Here is a 17,870-nt window from a genome sequence, read left to right on the forward strand (position 1 = left end):
CCCGGTTTCCGCAATCGTTTGCAGTCAGAGACTTCCGTGGCGGCAATCGTTTGCACTGAAGTCTTGCCTGCAACTCGTCCGCAGTGGTTGGCTGTCGGCCATGCCCCTTCGAGCACTGTCCCTCGGGGACGCGCGGATCACCGGCGGGTTCTGGCGGGAACGCCAGGAAATCAACCGGAACTCGACGATCCCGGCTGCTGCCACGCGGTTGGAAGAAGCGGGAACCTTGCGGAACCTGCGACGAGCCGCCGGGCATGAGCCGGTCGGTGACGGGTTCGCGGGGAAGCTGTTCGCCGACACCGACGTCTACAAGTGGCTCGAGGCGGTCGCGTGGGAGCAGACACGTCTCCCGTCGACCGAGCTCACCAACTGGCAGACGGCCGCGAGTGCGTTGGTCGCGGCGGCACAGGAGCCGGACGGGTACCTCAACAGCTACGTGCGTCTGGCCCTCGGCGGTGAACGGTTCGGCGACCTGGAGAAGGGTCACGAGCTGTACTGCGCGGGCCATCTGCTGCAGGCGGCCGTCGCGCAGTCGCGCGCGACCGGGAATCGCACCTTGCTGGAGGTCGCCACCCGGTTCGCCGACCTGCTCTGCAAGACCTTCGGGCCCGGGCGGCTCGAAGGCATCGACGGTCATCCGCTGATCGAGATGGCGCTGGTCGAGCTCTACCAGGAGACCGGCACAGCGTCGTACCTCGAGCTCGCGTCGTACTTCGTCGAGGCCCGAGGTCATGGGTTACTGCAGCCGCCGGGTCACCACGGGCCGGCGTACTTCCAGGACCACCTCCCCGTGCGGGAAGTGCGGACGCTGGCCGGTCACGCGGTGCGGGCGTTGTACCTCGCCGCCGGTGCCACCGATGTCGCGGTCGAGACCGGGGACGGCGAGCTGCTGGAGGCACTGCAGGCGTCCTGGGAGACGATGGTCGAGAGTCAGCTGTACCTGACCGGCGGCGCCGGGTCGCGTTGGTACGGCGAGGCGTTCGGCGACCCGTTCGAGTTGCCGCCGGATGCGGCGTACTGCGAGACGTGCGCGGCGATCGCCAGTGTGCAGTGGAGCTGGCGGCTGCTGCTCGCGACGGGTGAGAGCAAGTACGCCGACCTGATCGAGCGGACGCTCTACAACGCGGTGATCTCCGGCGTCTCGTTGAGCGGCGGCGAGTTCTTCTACGTGAACACGTTGAAGGTCCGCCAGCACGCGTTCGCCGACGACCAGCGGTCCGCGGTGGCCGGTCGGCAGCCTTGGTTCGGTACTGCGTGCTGCCCGCCGAACGTGATGCGGACACTCTCCTCGCTCGATCAGCTGGTCGCGACGTCGGACGACGACGGGGTTCAGGTGCAGCTGTACGCGCCGGCGTCGGTGCGCGCGGAGTTGCCTGCCGGCAGGGTCGGGTTCGAGGTGGAGACGCAGTATCCGTGGCACGGCAGGGTGACTGTGCGGATGACCGAGTCACCCGAGGAGCCGTGGACGCTGGGTCTGCGGATTCCGGCGTGGGCTGAGGGTGCCGTGATCACGGTGAACGGTGCTGAAGGACCGTTGCGACGGCGGTGGGCTGTTGGCGATCAGGTGGTGCTCGAGCTGCCGGTGCGGGCTCGCCGTACGGTGCCGGACGATCGGATCGACTCGGTGCGGGGTTGTGTGGCGATCGAGCGGGGGCCGTTGGTGTACTGCTTCGAGCAGCTCGACCAGGACGTCGTACTGGATGAGACGGCTGTGCTGGGTGGGGAGCTGGTCGAGCAGGAGCGGCCGGAGCTGCTCGGTGGGGTGACCACCGTCGAGGTGCCGGCGCGCGACGGGCAGACGTTGACCGCGATCCCGTACTACGCGTGGGCGAACCGGGACGTCGGTCCGATGACCGTGTGGATCGATGCCCGCTAGGTCAGTCCGCGGCCAGGCGCTCGGCGACCGTGCGGTCGGTGATGAGGACGTCGACCCAGTGTCCGAGGAGGGCGGCGCGGATGGCGGCGTACTTGCGCATGCCGCCCGCGACGCCGACGCTGCGGACGTCGTCACTGCGCACCTGAGCCGCCGACAGGCCGAGCACGCGCTGGTCGAACTCGGACCGGATCGGCTTGCCCTCGTCGTCGAAGAACCGCAGGCAGATGTCTCCGACAGCGCCCTGGTCCTGGAGCACCTCTTGCTCCTCGGGGGTCATCGCATTGCCGCTCTCCCTGAGCAGTGGCGACGGCTCCAGGCTGCCGATCCCGACCAGCAGCAAGGTCAGCCGGGACCAGGCCGCCATCACCTCGCTGACCACCGGGTCCTTCACCAGCGTTCGCCTCGCACTGACGCTGCCGACCAGGCCAGGCACCGGCAGCAGCACAGGCGCGGCGCCGGTGAGGTCCGCGAGCCGGCCGATCAGCCGAGCGGCGCGCGCCTGGGCGGCCGGGTTGCCGACGCCGCCCAGCACCTGCACGACCTCCTCGGCCACCTGGGTCGGCCGCGGTGTCATCGACTCGACAGTCGCGAGCAGCGTGGAGCTCCACGACGAGATGCCGATCCGGTCACCGCCGGTGAGCGTGGTCTCCAGGTACACCGCGGCGGCCGCGCCCAGCGCCGGGATGATGTGCGCGTCGTCCTCTCCGCTGGCGTCGACCACGATCACCTCGCGCAGTCCGTACCGCTGCTCGACCGCGTCCTCCAGCTCGGTGTGCACGCCGCCCGGCGGGATGACGACCGTACGCACGATGCCCGCCACCACGGCTTGCTTCAGCAACCGGGACACCCGCGGCTGGGAGATGTGCAGCTGCGCGGCGATCTGCGGCTGGCGGACGCCCTGCTCGTGGTAAAGCTTCGCGACCTTGGTGAGCAGCCGCAGGTGATCCGCCGACGGCTGCCGCCGGCCGACCGGTCGCGGCCCCTGTCCCGCACTCGCCGTCGTCATGCCCAGCATGCTAACCGCATCGGAAGGATGTAATGACGTACTACGAAGACCCCGGGCCCGGGTACGGCGTGCTGCCGCCGCGGGCTGCTGTGCGTTCCGACGTACCCTCGATCAGCCTGAACGGGAGCTGGCGGTTCCACTACGCGGAGTCTGTCGCGGAGGCCGTACAAGGGTTTGAGCGAACGGACTTCGACGACTCGGCGTGGGACTCGATCCCGGTGCCGTCGAGCTGGCCGATGCACGGGTACGGGCGGCCGATCTACACCAACCAGCCGTACCCGTTCCCGGTCGATCCGCCGTACGTGCCGGACGAGAACGGGACCGGGGACTACCGGCTGGAGTTCGACGCGCCGTGGGACGGACCGGCGGTACTGCGTTTCGACGGGGTCGACTCGTGTGCGCGGGTGTGGCTGAACGACGTGGTGCTCGGGGTGACGCGTGGGAGCCGGCTGCCGAGCGAGTTCGACGTCAGCTCGGTGCTGCGTGCGGGGCGGAACGTGCTGGCCGTGCGGGTGCATCAGTGGTCGTCGGGAAGCTACCTCGAGGACCAGGACATGTGGTGGCTGCCCGGGATCTTCCGGGATGTGACGCTGCTGGCGCGTCGGTCGGTGACTGACGTGTTCGTGCACGCGGACTACGACCACCGGACCGGCTCGGGGACGTTGCTGGTCGAGTCGGTGCCGGGTGCGGTGCTGCGGGTGCCGGAGCTGGGGCTCGAGTTCGCTGCTGGTACGTCGGTGCCGGTGGCTGACGTGGAGCCGTGGTCGGCGGAGGTGCCGCGGTTGTACGACGCGGTGGTCGAGACTCCGGACGAGACGGTCTCGCTGCGGATCGGGTTCCGGACGGTGGCGATCGTGGACGGGGTGCTGACGGTCAACGGGCGGCGGGTGCTGTTCCACGGGGTGAATCGGCACGAGCACGATCCCGTGCTGGGTCGCGTCGTACCGGAGCATCGGTTGCGGCAGGAGCTGCTGGTGATGAAGCAGCACAACATCAACGCGATCCGGACGAGTCACTACCCGCCGGACACGCGGTTGCTGGAGCTGTGCGACGAGCTCGGGTTCTGGGTGATGGACGAGTGCGACTACGAGACGCACGGGTTCTTCCTGCTGGGCTGGCGGGGGAATCCGGCCGACGATCCTCGGTTCGAGGCTGCGTCGGTGGACCGGATGCGGCGGCTGGTGGAGCGGGACAAGAACCACCCGTCCGTGATCATGTGGTCGCTCGGGAACGAGGCCGGCGTCGGGCGGAACCTGACCGCGATGGCGTCGTGGACGCGGGACCGGGACCCGTCGCGGCCGGTGCACTACGAGGGTGATCTGACGTGTGCCGACGTCGATGTCTACAGCCGGATGTACGCCTCGCACGCGGAGGTCGAGGCGATCGGGAAACGGGCCGAGAAGCCGCTGGAGGATCCGCGGCTGGACGCGCGGCGGCGGGCGATGCCGTTCGTCCTGTGCGAGTACTCCCATGCCGGGGGCAACGGTCCCGGCGGGATGCCGGAGTACGAGGAGCTCTTCCACCGCTACGAACGCTGCCAGGGCGGCTTCCTCTGGGAGTGGATGGACCACGGCATCCTGCGTCCCGACGGGAGCTACGCGTACGGCGGCGACTTCGGCGAAGAGCTCCACGACGGCAACTACGTCCTGGACGGCCTCGTCTTCCCCGACCTGACCCCCAAACCTGCCCTGCTCGAGGCCCGCAAAGCCTTCGAACCCCTCCACCTTCAGGTCGAGTCCGGCGTACTCCGCATCACCAACAGGTACGACGTCCTGGACACCAGCCACCTGTCGCTGCTCTGTGAGCTGACCGACGACGGTGAGCCAGTCGCCCGCGGCACCCTGGACCTGCCGGTGATCGCCTCAGGCGGCGAAGCAACCATCGACCTGCCCACCTGGCCCGCACACCCCCAGAACCACGAACGCTGGCTGACGGTCCGAGCAGTACTCCGCGCTGACACCCCGTGGGCCCAGGCCGGCCACGAAGTGGCCTTCACCCAAACCCAGCTCACCCCGACCGCCCTGGTCGCCCCGCGCCGACTGGTCCAACCAACTGCACGCCATCACCTCGGACCAGCCACCTTCGATCCACACACGGGACGGCTCACCAAATTCCACGGGTGGGAGCTGGTGCAGGTGCCGTTGGAGTTGTGGCGGGCGCCTACTCAGCATGATGGGCGGACCTGGGATGCGACGACGTTGGATCGGAAGGCTCGGTGGGCGAAGGCCGGGCTGCATCGACTGCGCTATCGGACGGTGTCGGTGGAGGCCGACGGGGATGAGCTGGTGGTGCGGACGATGGTGGGGGCCGCGGCTACTGATGCTCGGGTGCTGACGACCTACCGGTGGACATCTGACGGTGGGCGGTTGATGGCTGAGGTTGAGGTGGAGCCGGTGGGTGAGTGGGAGGTGCCTTGGGCTCGGGTGGGAGTGACGTTGGGGTTGCCGGCGGGGTTCAACGAAATGACTTGGTTCGGGTTGGGGCCGGGGCAGGGATATCCGGATGCCCGGGCCGCGGCTCGGGTCGGGCGGTACTCGGCGACCATCGAAGAGCTACAGGTGCCGTTCATCTACCCGCAGGAGAACGGGGCCCGGGCCGACGTGCGATGGGCCGAGTTGTCAGGGACGGCGGGCAGGCTGAGGCTGAGCGGAGACCCGCACCTGGGGTTGACGGTACGGCGCTGGACCACGGCCGACCTGGCCGCGGCCGGCCACCTCGAAGACCTCGTGCCCGGCGATCGCGTGTGGGTGACCCTGGACGCGCTGCAGCACGGGCTAGGCAGTCCGACGAGTGGCGCACCGATCCTCCCGCCGCACGACCTCCAGCCCAGAGCCCACCGCTTCCGGTTCAGTTTGGGAACGTGAGCCAGGTGCCGGCCAGCGGCTGCTGGCCGACGCCCGGCCTCGAGTAGTCGCAGACACCGTCCGGGAAGATCCGCACCAACCGGCTCCACTGGGCGTCGGTGAAGCCGGGGTACTCGCCGCGTTCCGGAGTGCGAAGCGTGCACTTGATCACGTCCGCGGCGACCCCGGCGCCCGCGACCTCGCGCGGGAACGACGCCGACGGGAACAACTGCTCACACCGCGACGCGGGATCCCGATCCAGCGGCTGCGCAAGGAACCCCGACGGCCCCCGGCACCCCTCCCCCAGCGACGACGGCCGCGCAGCCACGATCTTCTCCAGCCGCGGCCGGGACGAGTCGTCGGCCGCAAGCGTGGTCAGCCACTCGTCGAGCGAGTCGACCGCGTGCCGCAGCAGCGGGCTCGCCGTACTGAACAGCCCGTACCGTGCGTCCTCCAGCAGGCTCACCTGGTTGGCCGACGTCCCGTTCGCCTTCTCCAGCCGCGCCCGCATCGAGAACGTGTGGTAGCGGACGTGGATGTCCCCGTAGGCCTGGTCGTCGAAGTACGCGCGGTAGTCGATGATCGGCACGTCGGCCAGCCCTCCCCCGCCGCTGGTCAGCCGCCCGGTCCGGTACGCCGTCCGCACTGCCTGCGGATCCGCCACCGTCCGGGCCGGCACGAGGTTCGCGTCGGCGTCGAACCCGCCGACGTGCTCGTTCAGATCGAGGAACTGCTCAGCCGTGATCACCCCGGACCGCAGCACGCCAAGCCCGTACTGCACGCCGACGTTGTCCAGCGGCCGCCGCGCGAACCCGGTTGCGGGATCGGCGCCGTACGCGTTGATCGCGTGGTCGAACACGTCGCACCGCACCCCGCGCGGGTTCGTCTCCGGGTCATAGCGCTCCGCGGCCGGGACGATGTCGCAGTTGCGGCGCGGGTCGATCCGCCCGGCGCTGACCGCCATGCTCGGCAGCGTCGCGTACGTCGCGAACCCGGCCACCTGCCGCTTCTGCTCCTGCGTCCACGCAACCGTCGACCGGGAGGTGAAGTACGAGTCCAGCAGCCACGCGTCGCTGATGAACGTCACCGTGCCGAACCCGACATCCGGGAACGAGCAGCCGGCGATGATCCCGTCGAAGATGTCCGGGTAGTTGTCGGTGATCTGGTGCGCCTGGTACGAACCGCCCGAGCAGCCGAAGCCGACGGTGTACTCCGGCCGCCCGTAGTGCTCGACGAAGAGCTCCTTCGTCATCATCGCCGACTCGGCCGCGGTCAGGTCGTTGCAGTTCTGGCCGAAGACGTTCAGCGACGACGACATCAGCGCGTACCCGCGACCGAGCAGGAAGGCGTCGGTCACGCCGCCGGTCGTGCTCCCCGACCGGTACCACCCGCCCGCGCAGCCGCCGCCGAGGGTGAAGATCGCGCGCCCGTTCCAGCCCGCCGTACGCCTGGTCGGCCGCGGCTTCGGCTCCCGTAGCGGGTCGTGCAGCATACTGGTCTGGACCACCGCCCGATTGGCGCTGCCGGTCTCCATCCGGACGATGAACGGCGCGTTCGCGTCCGTGCGCGCGAGATCGGCCGGGTACGACGTCGCGCCCGCCGGCCACTTGTCCCACGCGCCCGCGGTCGTCCGGTAGAAGTAGTCCACCCGCGGCTTGATCGTGCAGTCGGCGTCGAGCGGCTCGCCCAGCGTGCCGCCGATCACCGGGATCGTGAACTTCGTGGTCTCGCAGACGAACGGTTGCTGGTGTGGACCGGAAAACACCGGCCCTTGCCGCGGGTAGTTGCGGACGTCAAGGGTGGTTCGCTCGTCGCCCGCTCGGGCCCGAAGGGTGTTCGAGCCCAGCCGCATGCCGCCGACCAGACCGGTCAGTCCCTGCTCGTCGGCGGTGAACGCCGAGGTCACGTCCTTACCGTTCAGCGTAACCTGCACATCGTCGGCGCCGCGCGGCACGTCGACGTGCACGAGCGCGTCGCCGCCGGTCACCTTGTCCGGGCGTCCGGAGAGCACCTTCAGCGTCAGCTGCCGGGTTGCAGTGGCCGGAACCGCCGGAACGAGCAGGAGGACAGCGAGCGCACCGGCGATCAGACCGGCCGGTCGGGTGCGATACACGGGTCCTCCAAGGCTCAGTGGGCGGCAACCTCGTAGACGCGAGCGGTATCGGGGGTGGTTCCGGTGTCAGTGGTAGGTCTGGCTGGAGGGGGGCGCGGACTCCATCCACGCCAGGACGCCGGTGAGGGCTTCCTCGGTCATCGCGAAGTGGACCGTGCGGTCGTGGAGCTTCGCGTCGACGATGACGTGACCGGCGTACGTCACGAGGGGCTCGTTGCCCATCGGTCGCCGGGTGGTGACGCCTTCCAGCTGGCGGCGGTTGACGACGAGCTTCGGCCACCAGGCGAGGCTGAAGACGCGAAACCACTGCAGGTCGTCGCCGACGTACCGGGCCAGGCCGAGGGCCCAGCCGCGGCCGTGCTCCTTCTCGGCCAGCTGCAGGCTGCAATCGAACGTGCCGCCGTCCCTGGACAACCAGCGACGACGGCACGCGAAAGCGATGACCAGCAGTACGGCGGCAAGCAGACAGACCCCGACGACATCGAGGACTATCCGCATACCTTGTGACCCCATTTCCGGTGCCCGAACTCGGTACTGCCCCGGGCACCCCGGAGAACCGTACTGTCAGTGACGATATTCGATTGTCCGATTATGGCAGGTGGACTCAATCGGCCTTCTCGGCGGCCCGCACTCTGGCCTCCGCGAGCCGGACGTCTTCCTGGGCGCCCTCGGTGTCGCTACCGGTGGCCAGAGCCCGCTCGAGGTCGCGGCGGGCCTCCTCCAGGTCGATGTCGTGCCCCATCTCGGCGTTCTCGGCCAGGATCGAGACCCGGTCGTTGGCCACCGAGATGAAGCCGTCCGGCGCGGCCGCGACGAAGTACTCGTCGTCGACGGTCCGCACCTGGACGGTGCCACCCTGCAGCAGGCCCAGCAGCGGCGCGTGGCCGGGCAGGATACCGACGTCGCCGTCCGTGGTCCGGGCGATGACGATCTTGGCCTGGCCCTGCCACACGGTCCGCTCGGCCGCGACCAGCGCGACCTCGAGGTGCTTGGCAGAATCGTCGGCCATCTCAGTTGTCCTTCTGCAGCTCGGCCCACTTGCGCTCGACGTCCTCGAGCGAACCGACGTTGAAGAACGCCTGCTCGGCGATGTGGTCGCACTCGCCTTCGGTGATCTTCTTGAAGGACTCGATGGTGTCCTTCAGCGGCACGGTGGAGCCCGGGATGTTGGTGAACTTCTCCGCCATGTAGGTGTTCTGGGACAGGAACTGCTCGATCCGGCGCGCCCGCGCGACGGTGATCTTGTCCTCTTCGGAGAGCTCGTCGACACCCAGGATGGCGATGATGTCCTGCAGCTCCTTGTTCTTCTGCAGGATCTGCTTCACCCGGACGGCCACGTCGTAGTGCTCCTGGCCGATGTACTGCGGGTCGAGGATCCGCGACGTGGAGGTCAGCGGGTCGACGGCCGGGTACAGACCACGCGACGCGATGTCGCGGGAGAGCTCGGTGGTCGCGTCGAGGTGGGCGAAGGTGGTCGCCGGCGCCGGGTCGGTGTAGTCGTCCGCGGGCACGTAGATCGCCTGCATCGAGGTGATCGAGTGACCCCGGGTCGAGGTGATCCGCTCCTGCAGCACACCCATCTCGTCGGCCAGGTTCGGCTGGTAACCGACCGCGCTCGGCATCCGGCCGAGCAGCGTGGAGACCTCGGAACCGGCCTGGGTGAACCGGAAGATGTTGTCGATGAACAGCAGCACGTCCTGCTGCTTGACGTCGCGGAAGTACTCCGCCATCGTCAGCGCCGACAGCGCGACCCGAAGGCGCGTGCCCGGCGGCTCGTCCATCTGGCCGAACACCAGCGCGGTGTCCTTGAAGACGCCGGCCTCTTCCATCTCGTTGATGAGGTCGTTGCCCTCACGGGTCCGCTCCCCCACGCCGGCGAACACCGAGGTGCCACCGAAGTTGTGGGCGATCCGGTAGATCATCTCCTGGATCATGACGGTCTTGCCGACGCCGGCGCCGCCGAACAGGCCGATCTTGCCGCCCTGCACGTACGGCGTCAGCAGGTCGAGCACCTTGATGCCGGTCTCCAGCATCTCGGTCTTCGACTCGAGCTGGTCGAACGACGGCGCCTTGCGGTGGATCGGCCAGCGCTCGGTGATCTCGAACTCGGACTCGTCCTGGTTCAGGCACTTGCCGGTGACGTTCCAGACCCGGCCCTTGGTGACGTCGCCCACCGGGACGGAGATCGCGGAGCCGGTGTCGCGCACCTCGGCGCCGCGAACCAGGCCGTCGGTCGGCTTCATCGAGATGGCCCGGACGATGTTGTCACCGACGTGCAGGGCCACCTCGAGGGTGATGGTCTGGGTGACGTCGCCCAGGGTCAGGTCGACCTCGAGCGCGTTGTACATGTCGGGCATCGCGTCAGCCGCGAACTCGACGTCGACGACCGGGCCGATCACCCGGGCGACGCGACCGACACCTGCGGCGCCGGCCTCGTTGTTCTTCTCGGTAACCGTGGCAGTCATCTCTCTCACTCGCTCCCGGCGGTCGCGTCGGCCAGCGCGCTGGCGCCACCGACGATCTCGCTGATTTCCTGGGTAATTTGGGCCTGGCGGGCCTGGTTCAGGTCCCGCGTCAGCTTCTCGATCAGGTCCTGCGCGTTGTCCGTCGCCGACTTCATCGCGCGCTGCCGGTTGGCCAGCTCGGAGGCCGCCGCCTGCAGCATGCAGTAGTGGATCCGGCTGGCGACGTACTTGGGCAGCAGCGCGTCCAGCACGTCCTCGGCGGACGGCTCGAACTCGTACAGCGGCAGGACGTCGTCGGCCGCCGGGGCCTCCTCGCCCTCCACGACCTCCAGCGGCAGCAGCCGGATCACGTCCGTGCGCTGGGTCAGCATCGACACGAACCGGGTGAAGACGATGTGGATCTCGTCCACGCCGCCCTCCTCGGTCGGGGTCAGGAAGGCCTCGATCAGCGCGTCGGCGATCTCCCGGGCCCGGGCGAAGCCCGGGTTGTCGGAGTCACCGGTCCACGACTGCGCGATCTCGCGCTGCCGGAAGGTGTAGTACGCCAGGCCCTTGCGGCCGCTGATGTACGGGACGATCTCTTTCTCTTCCTCGCGCAGCAACGTGTTCAGCCGCTCACCCTCGCGGATCACGTTGGACGAGTAGGCGCCGGCCTGGCCGCGGTCGGAGGTGATCAGGAGCACCGCCGCCCGCCGCGGGTTCGGCTTCTCGGTGGTCAGCGGGTGGTCGACGTTCGAGAACGTCGCCACCGCCGACACGGCACGGGTGAGCTCACGCGCGTACGGACCGGCCGCCTGGGCGCGTTGCTGCGCCTTGACGATCCGGGACGCCGCGATGAGCTCCATCGCGCGGGTGAGCTTCTTGATCGTCGAGACCGAGGCCTTACGCTCGCGAAGCTCCCGCAGACTGGCTGGCACGGTCGATCAGCCCCGCTTCTGCCGGACGATCTGCTCCTGCTCGACGTCCTCTTCGGCCATCGCCTCGGCCGGAGCCTCGTTGCCGGCCAGCAGCTGGCCGTCGGAGGTCTGGAAGGTCGGCTTGAACGCGTCCAGCGCCTCGGTCACGGCCGCGGCCGCGTCGTCGTCGAACTGGCCGGACTCGCGGACGGAGTCGAGCACCTTGCTCTCCCGCCGCAGGTAGTCGAGGAAGTCACGCTCGAAGCGGAGCACGTCGTTGGTCGGGACGTCGTCGAACTTGCCCGTCGTGCCGGCCCAGATGGAGACCGTCTGCTCCTCCACCGGGTACGGCGAGTACTGCGGCTGACGGAGCAGCTCGACCAGCCGCTGACCGCGGTCGAGCTGGCGGCGCGAGGTGGCGTCGAGGTCGGAGGCGAACATCGCGAACGCCTCCATCGCGCGGAACTGGGCCAGGTCCAGCTTCAGCGAGCCGGAGACCTTCTTCATGCCCTTGACCTGCGCGGCGCCGCCGACCCGGGACACCGAGATACCGACGTCGATGGCGGGGCGGATGTTGGCGTTGAACAGGTCCGACTGCAGGAAGATCTGGCCGTCGGTGATCGAGATGACGTTGGTCGGGATGAAGGCCGACACGTCGTTCGCCTTCGTCTCGATGACCGGCAGACCCGTCATCGAACCGCCGCCGAGCTCGTCGGACAGCTTCGCGCAACGCTCCAGCAGGCGGCTGTGCAGGTAGAAGACGTCACCCGGGTACGCCTCGCGGCCCGGCGGGCGGCGCAGCAGCAGCGACATCGCGCGGTACGCCTCGGCCTGCTTGCTCAGGTCGTCGAACACGATCAGCACGTGCTTGCCCTGGTACATCCAGTGCTGGCCGATGGCCGAGCCGGTGTACGGCGCGACGTACTTGAAGCCGGCCGGGTCGGACGCCGGGGAGGCCACGATGGTGGTGTACTCCATCGCGCCGGCCTCTTCCAGCGCGCCGCGGACGGCGGCGATGGTCGAGCCCTTCTGGCCGATCGCGACGTAGATGCAGCGGACCTGCTTCTTCGGGTCGCCGGACTCCCAGTTGGCCTTCTGGTTGATGATCGTGTCGATCGCGATCGCGGTCTTGCCGGTCTTGCGGTCGCCGATGATCAGCTGGCGCTGGCCGCGGCCGATCGGGATCATGCCGTCGATCGCCTTGATGCCGGTCTGCAGCGGCTCGCGGACCTCCTGGCGGTCCATCACGCCGGCCGCCTGGAGCTCGAGCGCACGGGTGCCCTCGAGGTCCTTGATCTCGCCGAGGCCGTCGATCGGCTTGCCCATCGGGTCGATGACGCGGCCGAGGTAGCCCTCGCCGACCTGCACCGACAGGACCTGCCCGGTCCGGCGGACCTGCTGGCCCTCCTCGATCCCGTCGAACTCGCCGAGCACGACGACACCGATGTCGCGGACGTCGAGGTTCAGCGCGATGCCCTGGGTGCCGTCCTCGAACTCGAGCAGTTCGTTCGTCATCGCCGAGGGCAGCCCCTCGACGTGCGCGATCCCGTCACCGGCGTCGATGACGGTGCCGACCTCTTCGCGGCTCGTCTCCTCCGGTTGGTACTCGTTGACGAACTGATCCAGGGCGTCCCGGATCTCCTCCGGCCTGATCGTGAGCTCAGCCATTGTGTTTCCTGCTTCCTTGACCTTGCTGGCCTGTTGTGGCCCTAAAGGCTTTCCCGACCCTTAGCACCATAAGGTTTATGTCGTTAAGAGCCGTCAGCCCGCGATGCGCCGTTGCGCTTCGTCGAGCCTGGCCGCGATGGTTCCGTCGATCACTTCGTCACCGATGTCCACCCGGACACCGCCGACCACGTTCGGGTCGACGATGACATTGAGCTGGATGTCCCGGCCGTACTGCCGGCCGAGCGCCTCGCTCAGCCGGGTGCGGTCGGCTTCGGACAGGTCGGTGGCCACCCGCACGGTGGCGATGCTGGCGTTGCGCCGGGCCGCCGCGGCGACCTGGTATGCCCGCATGGAGGCCGCAAAGCTGCGTCCCCGGCCGTCCACCGCACGCTCGACCAGCCGCACGGTGACCGCGTCGGCCTTGCCCTGCAGCAGACCGCGGATCAACTCCTGCCGGAGCTTGACCGGGATGCTCCGGTCGCTCAGCTTCTCGCTCAGCGTCCGCTCCCCCGACACCACCCGGTCCAGCCGGAACAGCTCGTCCTCGATCTCGTCCAGCTTGCGCCGGGAGTCGGCGTACGCCACGTCGGCCTCGACGCTCAACTGCTCGAGCGCGTCGCCGAGGTCGCGGCCGCTGACCCAGCGGCCGGCCACAGCGGTGGTCAGGATCTCCTGCGCCTGGGCGGAGATCTTGCCGCCGAACAGCTGCTGGACCAGGCTGATGCGGGCTGCCTGCGGGCGGGCCGGATCGGTCAGCGCGCGCCGGAGCGCACCGCTGCCGTCCAGCAGCTTGGCGACCGAGAACAGCTCGGCGCCCAGTTCCTCGGTGACGGTGACACCGGCCTGGGCCTCCCGGGCCCGGACCAGTGACTCCCTCGACGCCCCGCGCATCAGCCGTCCGTTCCGACGGCCTGACGTGCGGACTCCGACGCCTCCAGGTCGGCCAGGAAGCGCTCGACGGTGCGACGCTGACGCGCCTCGTCCTCGAGCGACTCACCGACGATCCGGCCGGCCAGGGTGGTGGCCATGTGGCCGACCTCGCTGCGCAGCGAGGCGACCGCCTGGCTCCGCTCGGCGTCGATCTGGGTCCGGGCGTGCGTCACGATGCGCTCGGCCTCGGCGTTGGCCTGCTCACGCATCTCCGCGATGATCTGCGCACCCTGCTCACGCGCGTCCTCACGGATCTTCGCAGCCTCCTGGCGGGCCTCCGCCAGCTGCGCGTTGTACTTATCCAGGGCGGCCTTCGCCTCGGCCTGGGCCTGCTTGGCCTCGTTCATCCCGCCTTCGATCGCCTGCGTCCGCTCGGCGTAAGCCTTCTCGAACTTGGGAACGACGACCTTGGCGAAGGCGATGGCCAGCAGGACCAGGAAGACGAAGCCGAAGATGATCTCAGCGGTGTGCGGCATCAGCGGGCTGGGGCCCTCGGCCGCCGCCTCCGTGAGCGGGAGCACTAACGTCGTCATGTCTGGGTCCTGTCAGTCAGGGGAACGGGTCAGCCGCGGAAGACGAAGGCGAGGGCGATACCGATGATCGCCAGAACCTCGGTCACACCGAAGCCGATCCAGGCGATCGACTGCAGCTTGCTCTGAGCCTCGGGCTGCCGCGCCGTGCCGTTGATCACGGCGGCGAAGATCAGACCGACGCCAACGCCCGGGCCGATCGCGGCGAGGCCGTAGCCCAGGACAGCGATGTCACCGGTGATTTGCAGAGCGATGTTGCTCATTGCGGTGTGTTCCTTTCGGTACGGATAGGGGCTATCCGGGTTTCCGTTACTACGGGTCTATGGGTACTGCGTTCGGATGGTGCGGATCAGTGCTCTTCGGCGATCGCGCTGCCGATGTACTGCGCGGTCAGCACGACGAAGATGTAGGCCTGGATGCACTGGACGAACAGCTCCAGCCCGGCGATCGCCAAGCCCATCAGCAAGGTGATGACGCCGACGCCGGCCAGCGGGATGCTGCCGGAGTGCAGCAGCATGTACTCGCCGCCGAGCACGAACACCAGCAGCAGGATGTGGCCGGCGAACATGTTGGCGAACAACCGCAGGCTCAGCGAGATCGGCCGGACCAGGATGTTCGAGATGAACTCGATCGGGATCATCAGCGGCATCAGCCACATCGGCACACCGGCCGGCATCGTCTGCAGCTTGAAGTAGCCCAGCACGCCGTGCTTCCGGATGCCCGCGCCGTTGTAGATCACCCAGGTCATCATGGCCGCGACGTACGCCCAGCCGACGTGGCTGAAGGTCGGGAACTGGATGAACGGCACCGAGGCGGCCACGTTGTTCAGCAGGATGAAGAAGAACAGGCCGCACAGGTACGGCACGTACTTCATGTACTCGGCGCTGCCGATGGCGTCCCGGGCGATCGAGTTGCGGACGAAGTTGTACCCGAGCTCGCCGGCGAACTGCAGCTTGCTCGGCACCACCGCGGCCTTGCGCGACGCGCCCCAGAAGAACCAGACGATCACCACGACCGTCAGCCCGGCGACCAGCACCGGCTTGGTGAACCACTCGACACCCGAGAAGATGGGCGGAAGGTTGAAGTCTTCTGGACCGGGTGGGTTGAACTCGGTCGAAACGCCGGCGATCACCGGGTCTCCTCTCGCGTCGTGCTCAAGTCGGACGCCTTGTGGCAAAGGGCAGGGCGGCTCAGGGCATGGCGGTCAACAACGTCAGACCCGGCAGGGATCAGGACCGCGACCCGTACCGGAAGTGCAGCAACAGAACGGTGAGCCCGGCACCGAGGACGATGCCCACCGGAAGTAAGAACTGGGTGCCGAGCAGGCGATCCAACCCGAACCCGATGCCGCCGTACACCACGACACCGCCGATCAAGTAGGACAGGACCCGCCAGCCGTCGCCCGCGTTCGGGGGTGATGGCTTCGGATCCTGATGCTCGCTCATTGGCACCCGAAAGGTACCAGGAGGCAACAGACCCGGTCACATCGGCACCCGTAACCTGGACCACAGGCGGGAAACCGCTACCCAGGGTGCTCATGCGGTCACTTCCCCGTCCAGGTCGTAGATCGGGATCCGCAGCCGCGACCAGGCCCAGATCTCCCCGGCCATCCAGCCCATCACCACGACCAGCGCGCTGATGCCGAGCACGGTCAGATTCACGTGCGTGGCAAGGCTTTCGGAGTTCAGGGCGAGGGCGAGCAGGCCGCCGAAGATCGCGATCCGGCCGGTGTACGACGCCATCGCGACGGCGAGCTGCGTCGTCGGGGAGGTCCGCCGGGACAGGTGCAGCGCCAGCAGGCCCACACCGGAGAAGACGACCACCATCACCAGCCCCAGCAGCGCGCCCCACAGGCCCTCGGTGCCGGCGGCGACGGTGGAAACGGCCGCCGCGTTCACGCCGACGACGAGCGCGGCGACCAGAGCGCCACGCAGCATTGCCAGCGCCGGGTGCCTGGTTGCCTGGCCGGCGACTTTCGGACTCTGGGCCGAGGAAGCCATCTGGTGGTTCCGTCCTGCTGGCGACCGGGTCTCGCGGCTCGGTCGTCGGGTGGGCGGGGTCAGGGGTGTCACTCTTCTTTGCTGGTGCTTGTGAAAACTAGCACAAAGTCTGCACGGTCAGCAAAACGAGTCCCCTGCCGCTGTACAGGCACACCCTATCGCCAGGCCACATGACCGAGTGGTCTGGTCCCAGGACTTCCGATCCGGCCCCCGGCCGGCAGGCGCTACAACCACTTGTCCGGGGGTGGGCTCAGACCTTGGCGAGGGGTTTGCGGGAGCGGCGGCGGGGGAGGCCGGTGGTGAGGAGGACGGCGGTGACGGCGACGGCCAGGACGATGAGCGCGGTCCACCAGAACAGCACGAGGCCCAGCACGACGACGCCGTACGCGATCAGGGCGGTCCAGAGGTACATCAGGAGGACGGCCCGGCGGTGCGAATGGCCGCGTTGCATGAGGCGGTGGTGGAGGTGGAGCTTGTCGGCGGCGAAGGGTGAGCGGCCGGCCTTGGTACGGCGGACGTAGGCCATCGTCAGGTCGAGCGCGGGGATCGCCAGGACCGCGATCGGGAGGATCAGCGGGAGCAGCGCGGGCAGCAGGCTGGAGCCGCCGACCTCGTAGGGCACCGCGTTCGGGTCCATCTGGCCGGTCAGGCTGATCGTCGACGCGGCCAGCATCAGGCCGATCAGCAGCGCGCCGGAGTCGCCCATGAAGACCCTGGCCGGGAAGAAGTTGTGCGGCAGGAAGCCGAGGCAGGCGCCGGCCAGCGCGACCGTGATCAGGGTGGACGTGGTCGCCCGGTCGAGGTTCTGCTCGACGTTCAGCAGGTACGAGTAGGTGAAGAACGCGGTCGCGCCGATCGCGGTGACGCCGGCCGCGAGACCGTCCAGCCCGTCGACGAAGTTCACCGCGTTGCAGGACACCAGCAGGATGCCGGCCGTCAGTACGGCGAGCTGCGCGGGCGGCGGCGAGACGACGCCGCCGGGCAGCGGCAGCCAGTACAACTGGATGCCCTGGACAACCATCACGCCGACCGCGAGGACCTCGCCGGCCAGCTTGGTGATCGCGTCCAGCTCGTACAGGTCGTCGACCACGCCGACGGCGCAGATCACCACGCCGCCGATCAGGATCGCCCGGGCGTCGTGGGCGACCTGCAGGCTGTCGCCGAGGAACGGCAGGCTGGAGGCGACCGCGAAGCCGGCGATCAGGCCGCCGAGGATGGACAGACCCCCGAAGTACGGGATCGGGACCTTGTGCACGTCCCGGGCCCGGACCTTCGCGACAGCGCCGTACCGCAGTGCGATCTGCCGGGCCACCCCGGTCAGCAGGAACGTCGTGGCCATCGCCACGAACAGAACCAGCAGGTACTCGCGCACTAGTTCGCAGGCCTCACATCGGGTTCGTCCGGCTTCTCGTTCTTGCCATCCACAGTCTTGGACGCCTCAGCCCGCAGATCGGTTGGCTTCTCGTCCTCGGCCGGCTTCTCGTCGACCGGCTTCTCGTCCTCGGCCGGTTTGTCGTCCTCGGCCGGCTTCTCGTCTACCGGC

16 protein-coding genes are annotated in these 17,870 nt (G+C 68.6%); 2 read left to right on the top strand and 14 right to left on the bottom strand.

Annotated elements, in window-relative coordinates:
- The first annotated feature begins 100 nt into the window (after positions 1–100).
- Positions 101–1,876, top strand: a complete 1,776-nt coding sequence (locus tag ACWCOV_RS26520; RefSeq protein ID WP_449832014.1) for a glycoside hydrolase family 127 protein — start codon at positions 101–103, stop codon at positions 1,874–1,876.
- 1 nt (position 1,877) lies between these two features.
- Here the strand turns inward: ACWCOV_RS26520 and ACWCOV_RS26525 are convergent, their stop codons facing one another.
- A complete protein-coding gene (locus ACWCOV_RS26525; RefSeq protein WP_449832015.1) occupies positions 1,878–2,882 on the bottom strand; it encodes a sugar-binding transcriptional regulator in 1,005 nt (334 codons plus the stop codon).
- A gap of 32 nt (positions 2,883–2,914) precedes the next feature.
- On the opposite strand from ACWCOV_RS26525, the gene ACWCOV_RS26530 reads away from it, so the two are divergent.
- Positions 2,915–5,746 carry a glycoside hydrolase family 2 TIM barrel-domain containing protein gene (locus tag ACWCOV_RS26530; protein WP_449832016.1) on the top strand — a complete coding sequence of 944 codons (2,832 nt, stop codon included), beginning with the start codon at positions 2,915–2,917 and terminating at the stop codon, positions 5,744–5,746.
- Here ACWCOV_RS26530 and ACWCOV_RS26535 read toward each other — a convergent pair.
- The 13 genes from ACWCOV_RS26535 to ACWCOV_RS26595 all read right to left on the bottom strand — a co-directional run bounded on the left by ACWCOV_RS26535 (position 5,730) and on the right by ACWCOV_RS26595 (position 17,699).
- Positions 5,730–7,838 carry a DUF6351 family protein gene (locus tag ACWCOV_RS26535; RefSeq protein WP_449832017.1) on the bottom strand — a complete coding sequence of 703 codons (2,109 nt, stop codon included), beginning with the start codon at positions 7,836–7,838 and terminating at the stop codon, positions 5,730–5,732. The two genes, ACWCOV_RS26530 and ACWCOV_RS26535, sit on opposite strands and share 17 nt — an antisense overlap.
- Positions 7,839–7,904: 66 nt before the next feature.
- On the bottom strand, positions 7,905–8,336 hold the full coding sequence (locus tag ACWCOV_RS26540) for a DUF2550 domain-containing protein (RefSeq protein WP_360534330.1): 432 nt from the start codon (positions 8,334–8,336) through the stop codon (positions 7,905–7,907).
- A 106-nt stretch (positions 8,337–8,442) separates the two neighbouring features.
- Positions 8,443–8,847, bottom strand: a complete 405-nt coding sequence (locus ACWCOV_RS26545) for a F0F1 ATP synthase subunit epsilon (protein WP_449832018.1) — start codon at positions 8,845–8,847, stop codon at positions 8,443–8,445.
- Position 8,848: 1 nt separating this feature from the next.
- Positions 8,849–10,303 carry a F0F1 ATP synthase subunit beta gene (atpD, locus tag ACWCOV_RS26550; protein ID WP_449832019.1) on the bottom strand — a complete coding sequence of 485 codons (1,455 nt, stop codon included), beginning with the start codon at positions 10,301–10,303 and terminating at the stop codon, positions 8,849–8,851.
- Positions 10,304–10,308: 5 nt separating this feature from the next.
- Positions 10,309–11,220 carry a F0F1 ATP synthase subunit gamma gene (locus ACWCOV_RS26555; protein WP_449832020.1) on the bottom strand — a complete coding sequence of 304 codons (912 nt, stop codon included), beginning with the start codon at positions 11,218–11,220 and terminating at the stop codon, positions 10,309–10,311.
- A 6-nt stretch (positions 11,221–11,226) separates the two neighbouring features.
- Positions 11,227–12,867 (bottom strand): F0F1 ATP synthase subunit alpha, encoded by a 1,641-nt coding sequence (atpA, locus tag ACWCOV_RS26560; RefSeq protein ID WP_449832021.1) that lies wholly within the window; start codon positions 12,865–12,867, stop codon positions 11,227–11,229.
- A 93-nt stretch (positions 12,868–12,960) separates the two neighbouring features.
- The gene (locus ACWCOV_RS26565; protein ID WP_449832022.1) at positions 12,961–13,758 is read right to left on the bottom strand and encodes a F0F1 ATP synthase subunit delta; all 798 of its coding nucleotides are present in this window, start codon (positions 13,756–13,758) and stop codon (positions 12,961–12,963) included.
- Positions 13,758–14,330, bottom strand: coding sequence for a F0F1 ATP synthase subunit B (locus ACWCOV_RS26570; RefSeq protein WP_449832023.1), 573 nt, complete (start codon positions 14,328–14,330; stop codon positions 13,758–13,760). Before ACWCOV_RS26570 ends, ACWCOV_RS26565 begins: the two co-directional genes overlap by 1 nt.
- A 29-nt stretch (positions 14,331–14,359) precedes the next feature.
- Positions 14,360–14,590 (bottom strand): ATP synthase F0 subunit C, encoded by a 231-nt coding sequence (atpE, locus tag ACWCOV_RS26575; protein ID WP_360534316.1) that lies wholly within the window; start codon positions 14,588–14,590, stop codon positions 14,360–14,362.
- An 86-nt stretch (positions 14,591–14,676) separates the two neighbouring features.
- The gene (atpB, locus tag ACWCOV_RS26580) at positions 14,677–15,459 is read right to left on the bottom strand and encodes a F0F1 ATP synthase subunit A (protein WP_449832024.1); all 783 of its coding nucleotides are present in this window, start codon (positions 15,457–15,459) and stop codon (positions 14,677–14,679) included.
- A 97-nt stretch (positions 15,460–15,556) separates the two neighbouring features.
- A complete protein-coding gene (locus tag ACWCOV_RS26585; protein ID WP_396357382.1) occupies positions 15,557–15,772 on the bottom strand; it encodes a hypothetical protein in 216 nt (71 codons plus the stop codon).
- A 90-nt stretch (positions 15,773–15,862) separates the two neighbouring features.
- A complete protein-coding gene (locus ACWCOV_RS26590) occupies positions 15,863–16,327 on the bottom strand; it encodes a hypothetical protein (RefSeq protein ID WP_449832025.1) in 465 nt (154 codons plus the stop codon).
- A 250-nt stretch (positions 16,328–16,577) separates the two neighbouring features.
- Positions 16,578–17,699, bottom strand: a complete 1,122-nt coding sequence (locus ACWCOV_RS26595) for a glycosyltransferase family 4 protein (RefSeq protein WP_449832026.1) — start codon at positions 17,697–17,699, stop codon at positions 16,578–16,580.
- Positions 17,700–17,870: the final 171 nt, after the last annotated feature.

Source organism: Kribbella sp. NPDC002412, assembly GCF_053592935.1.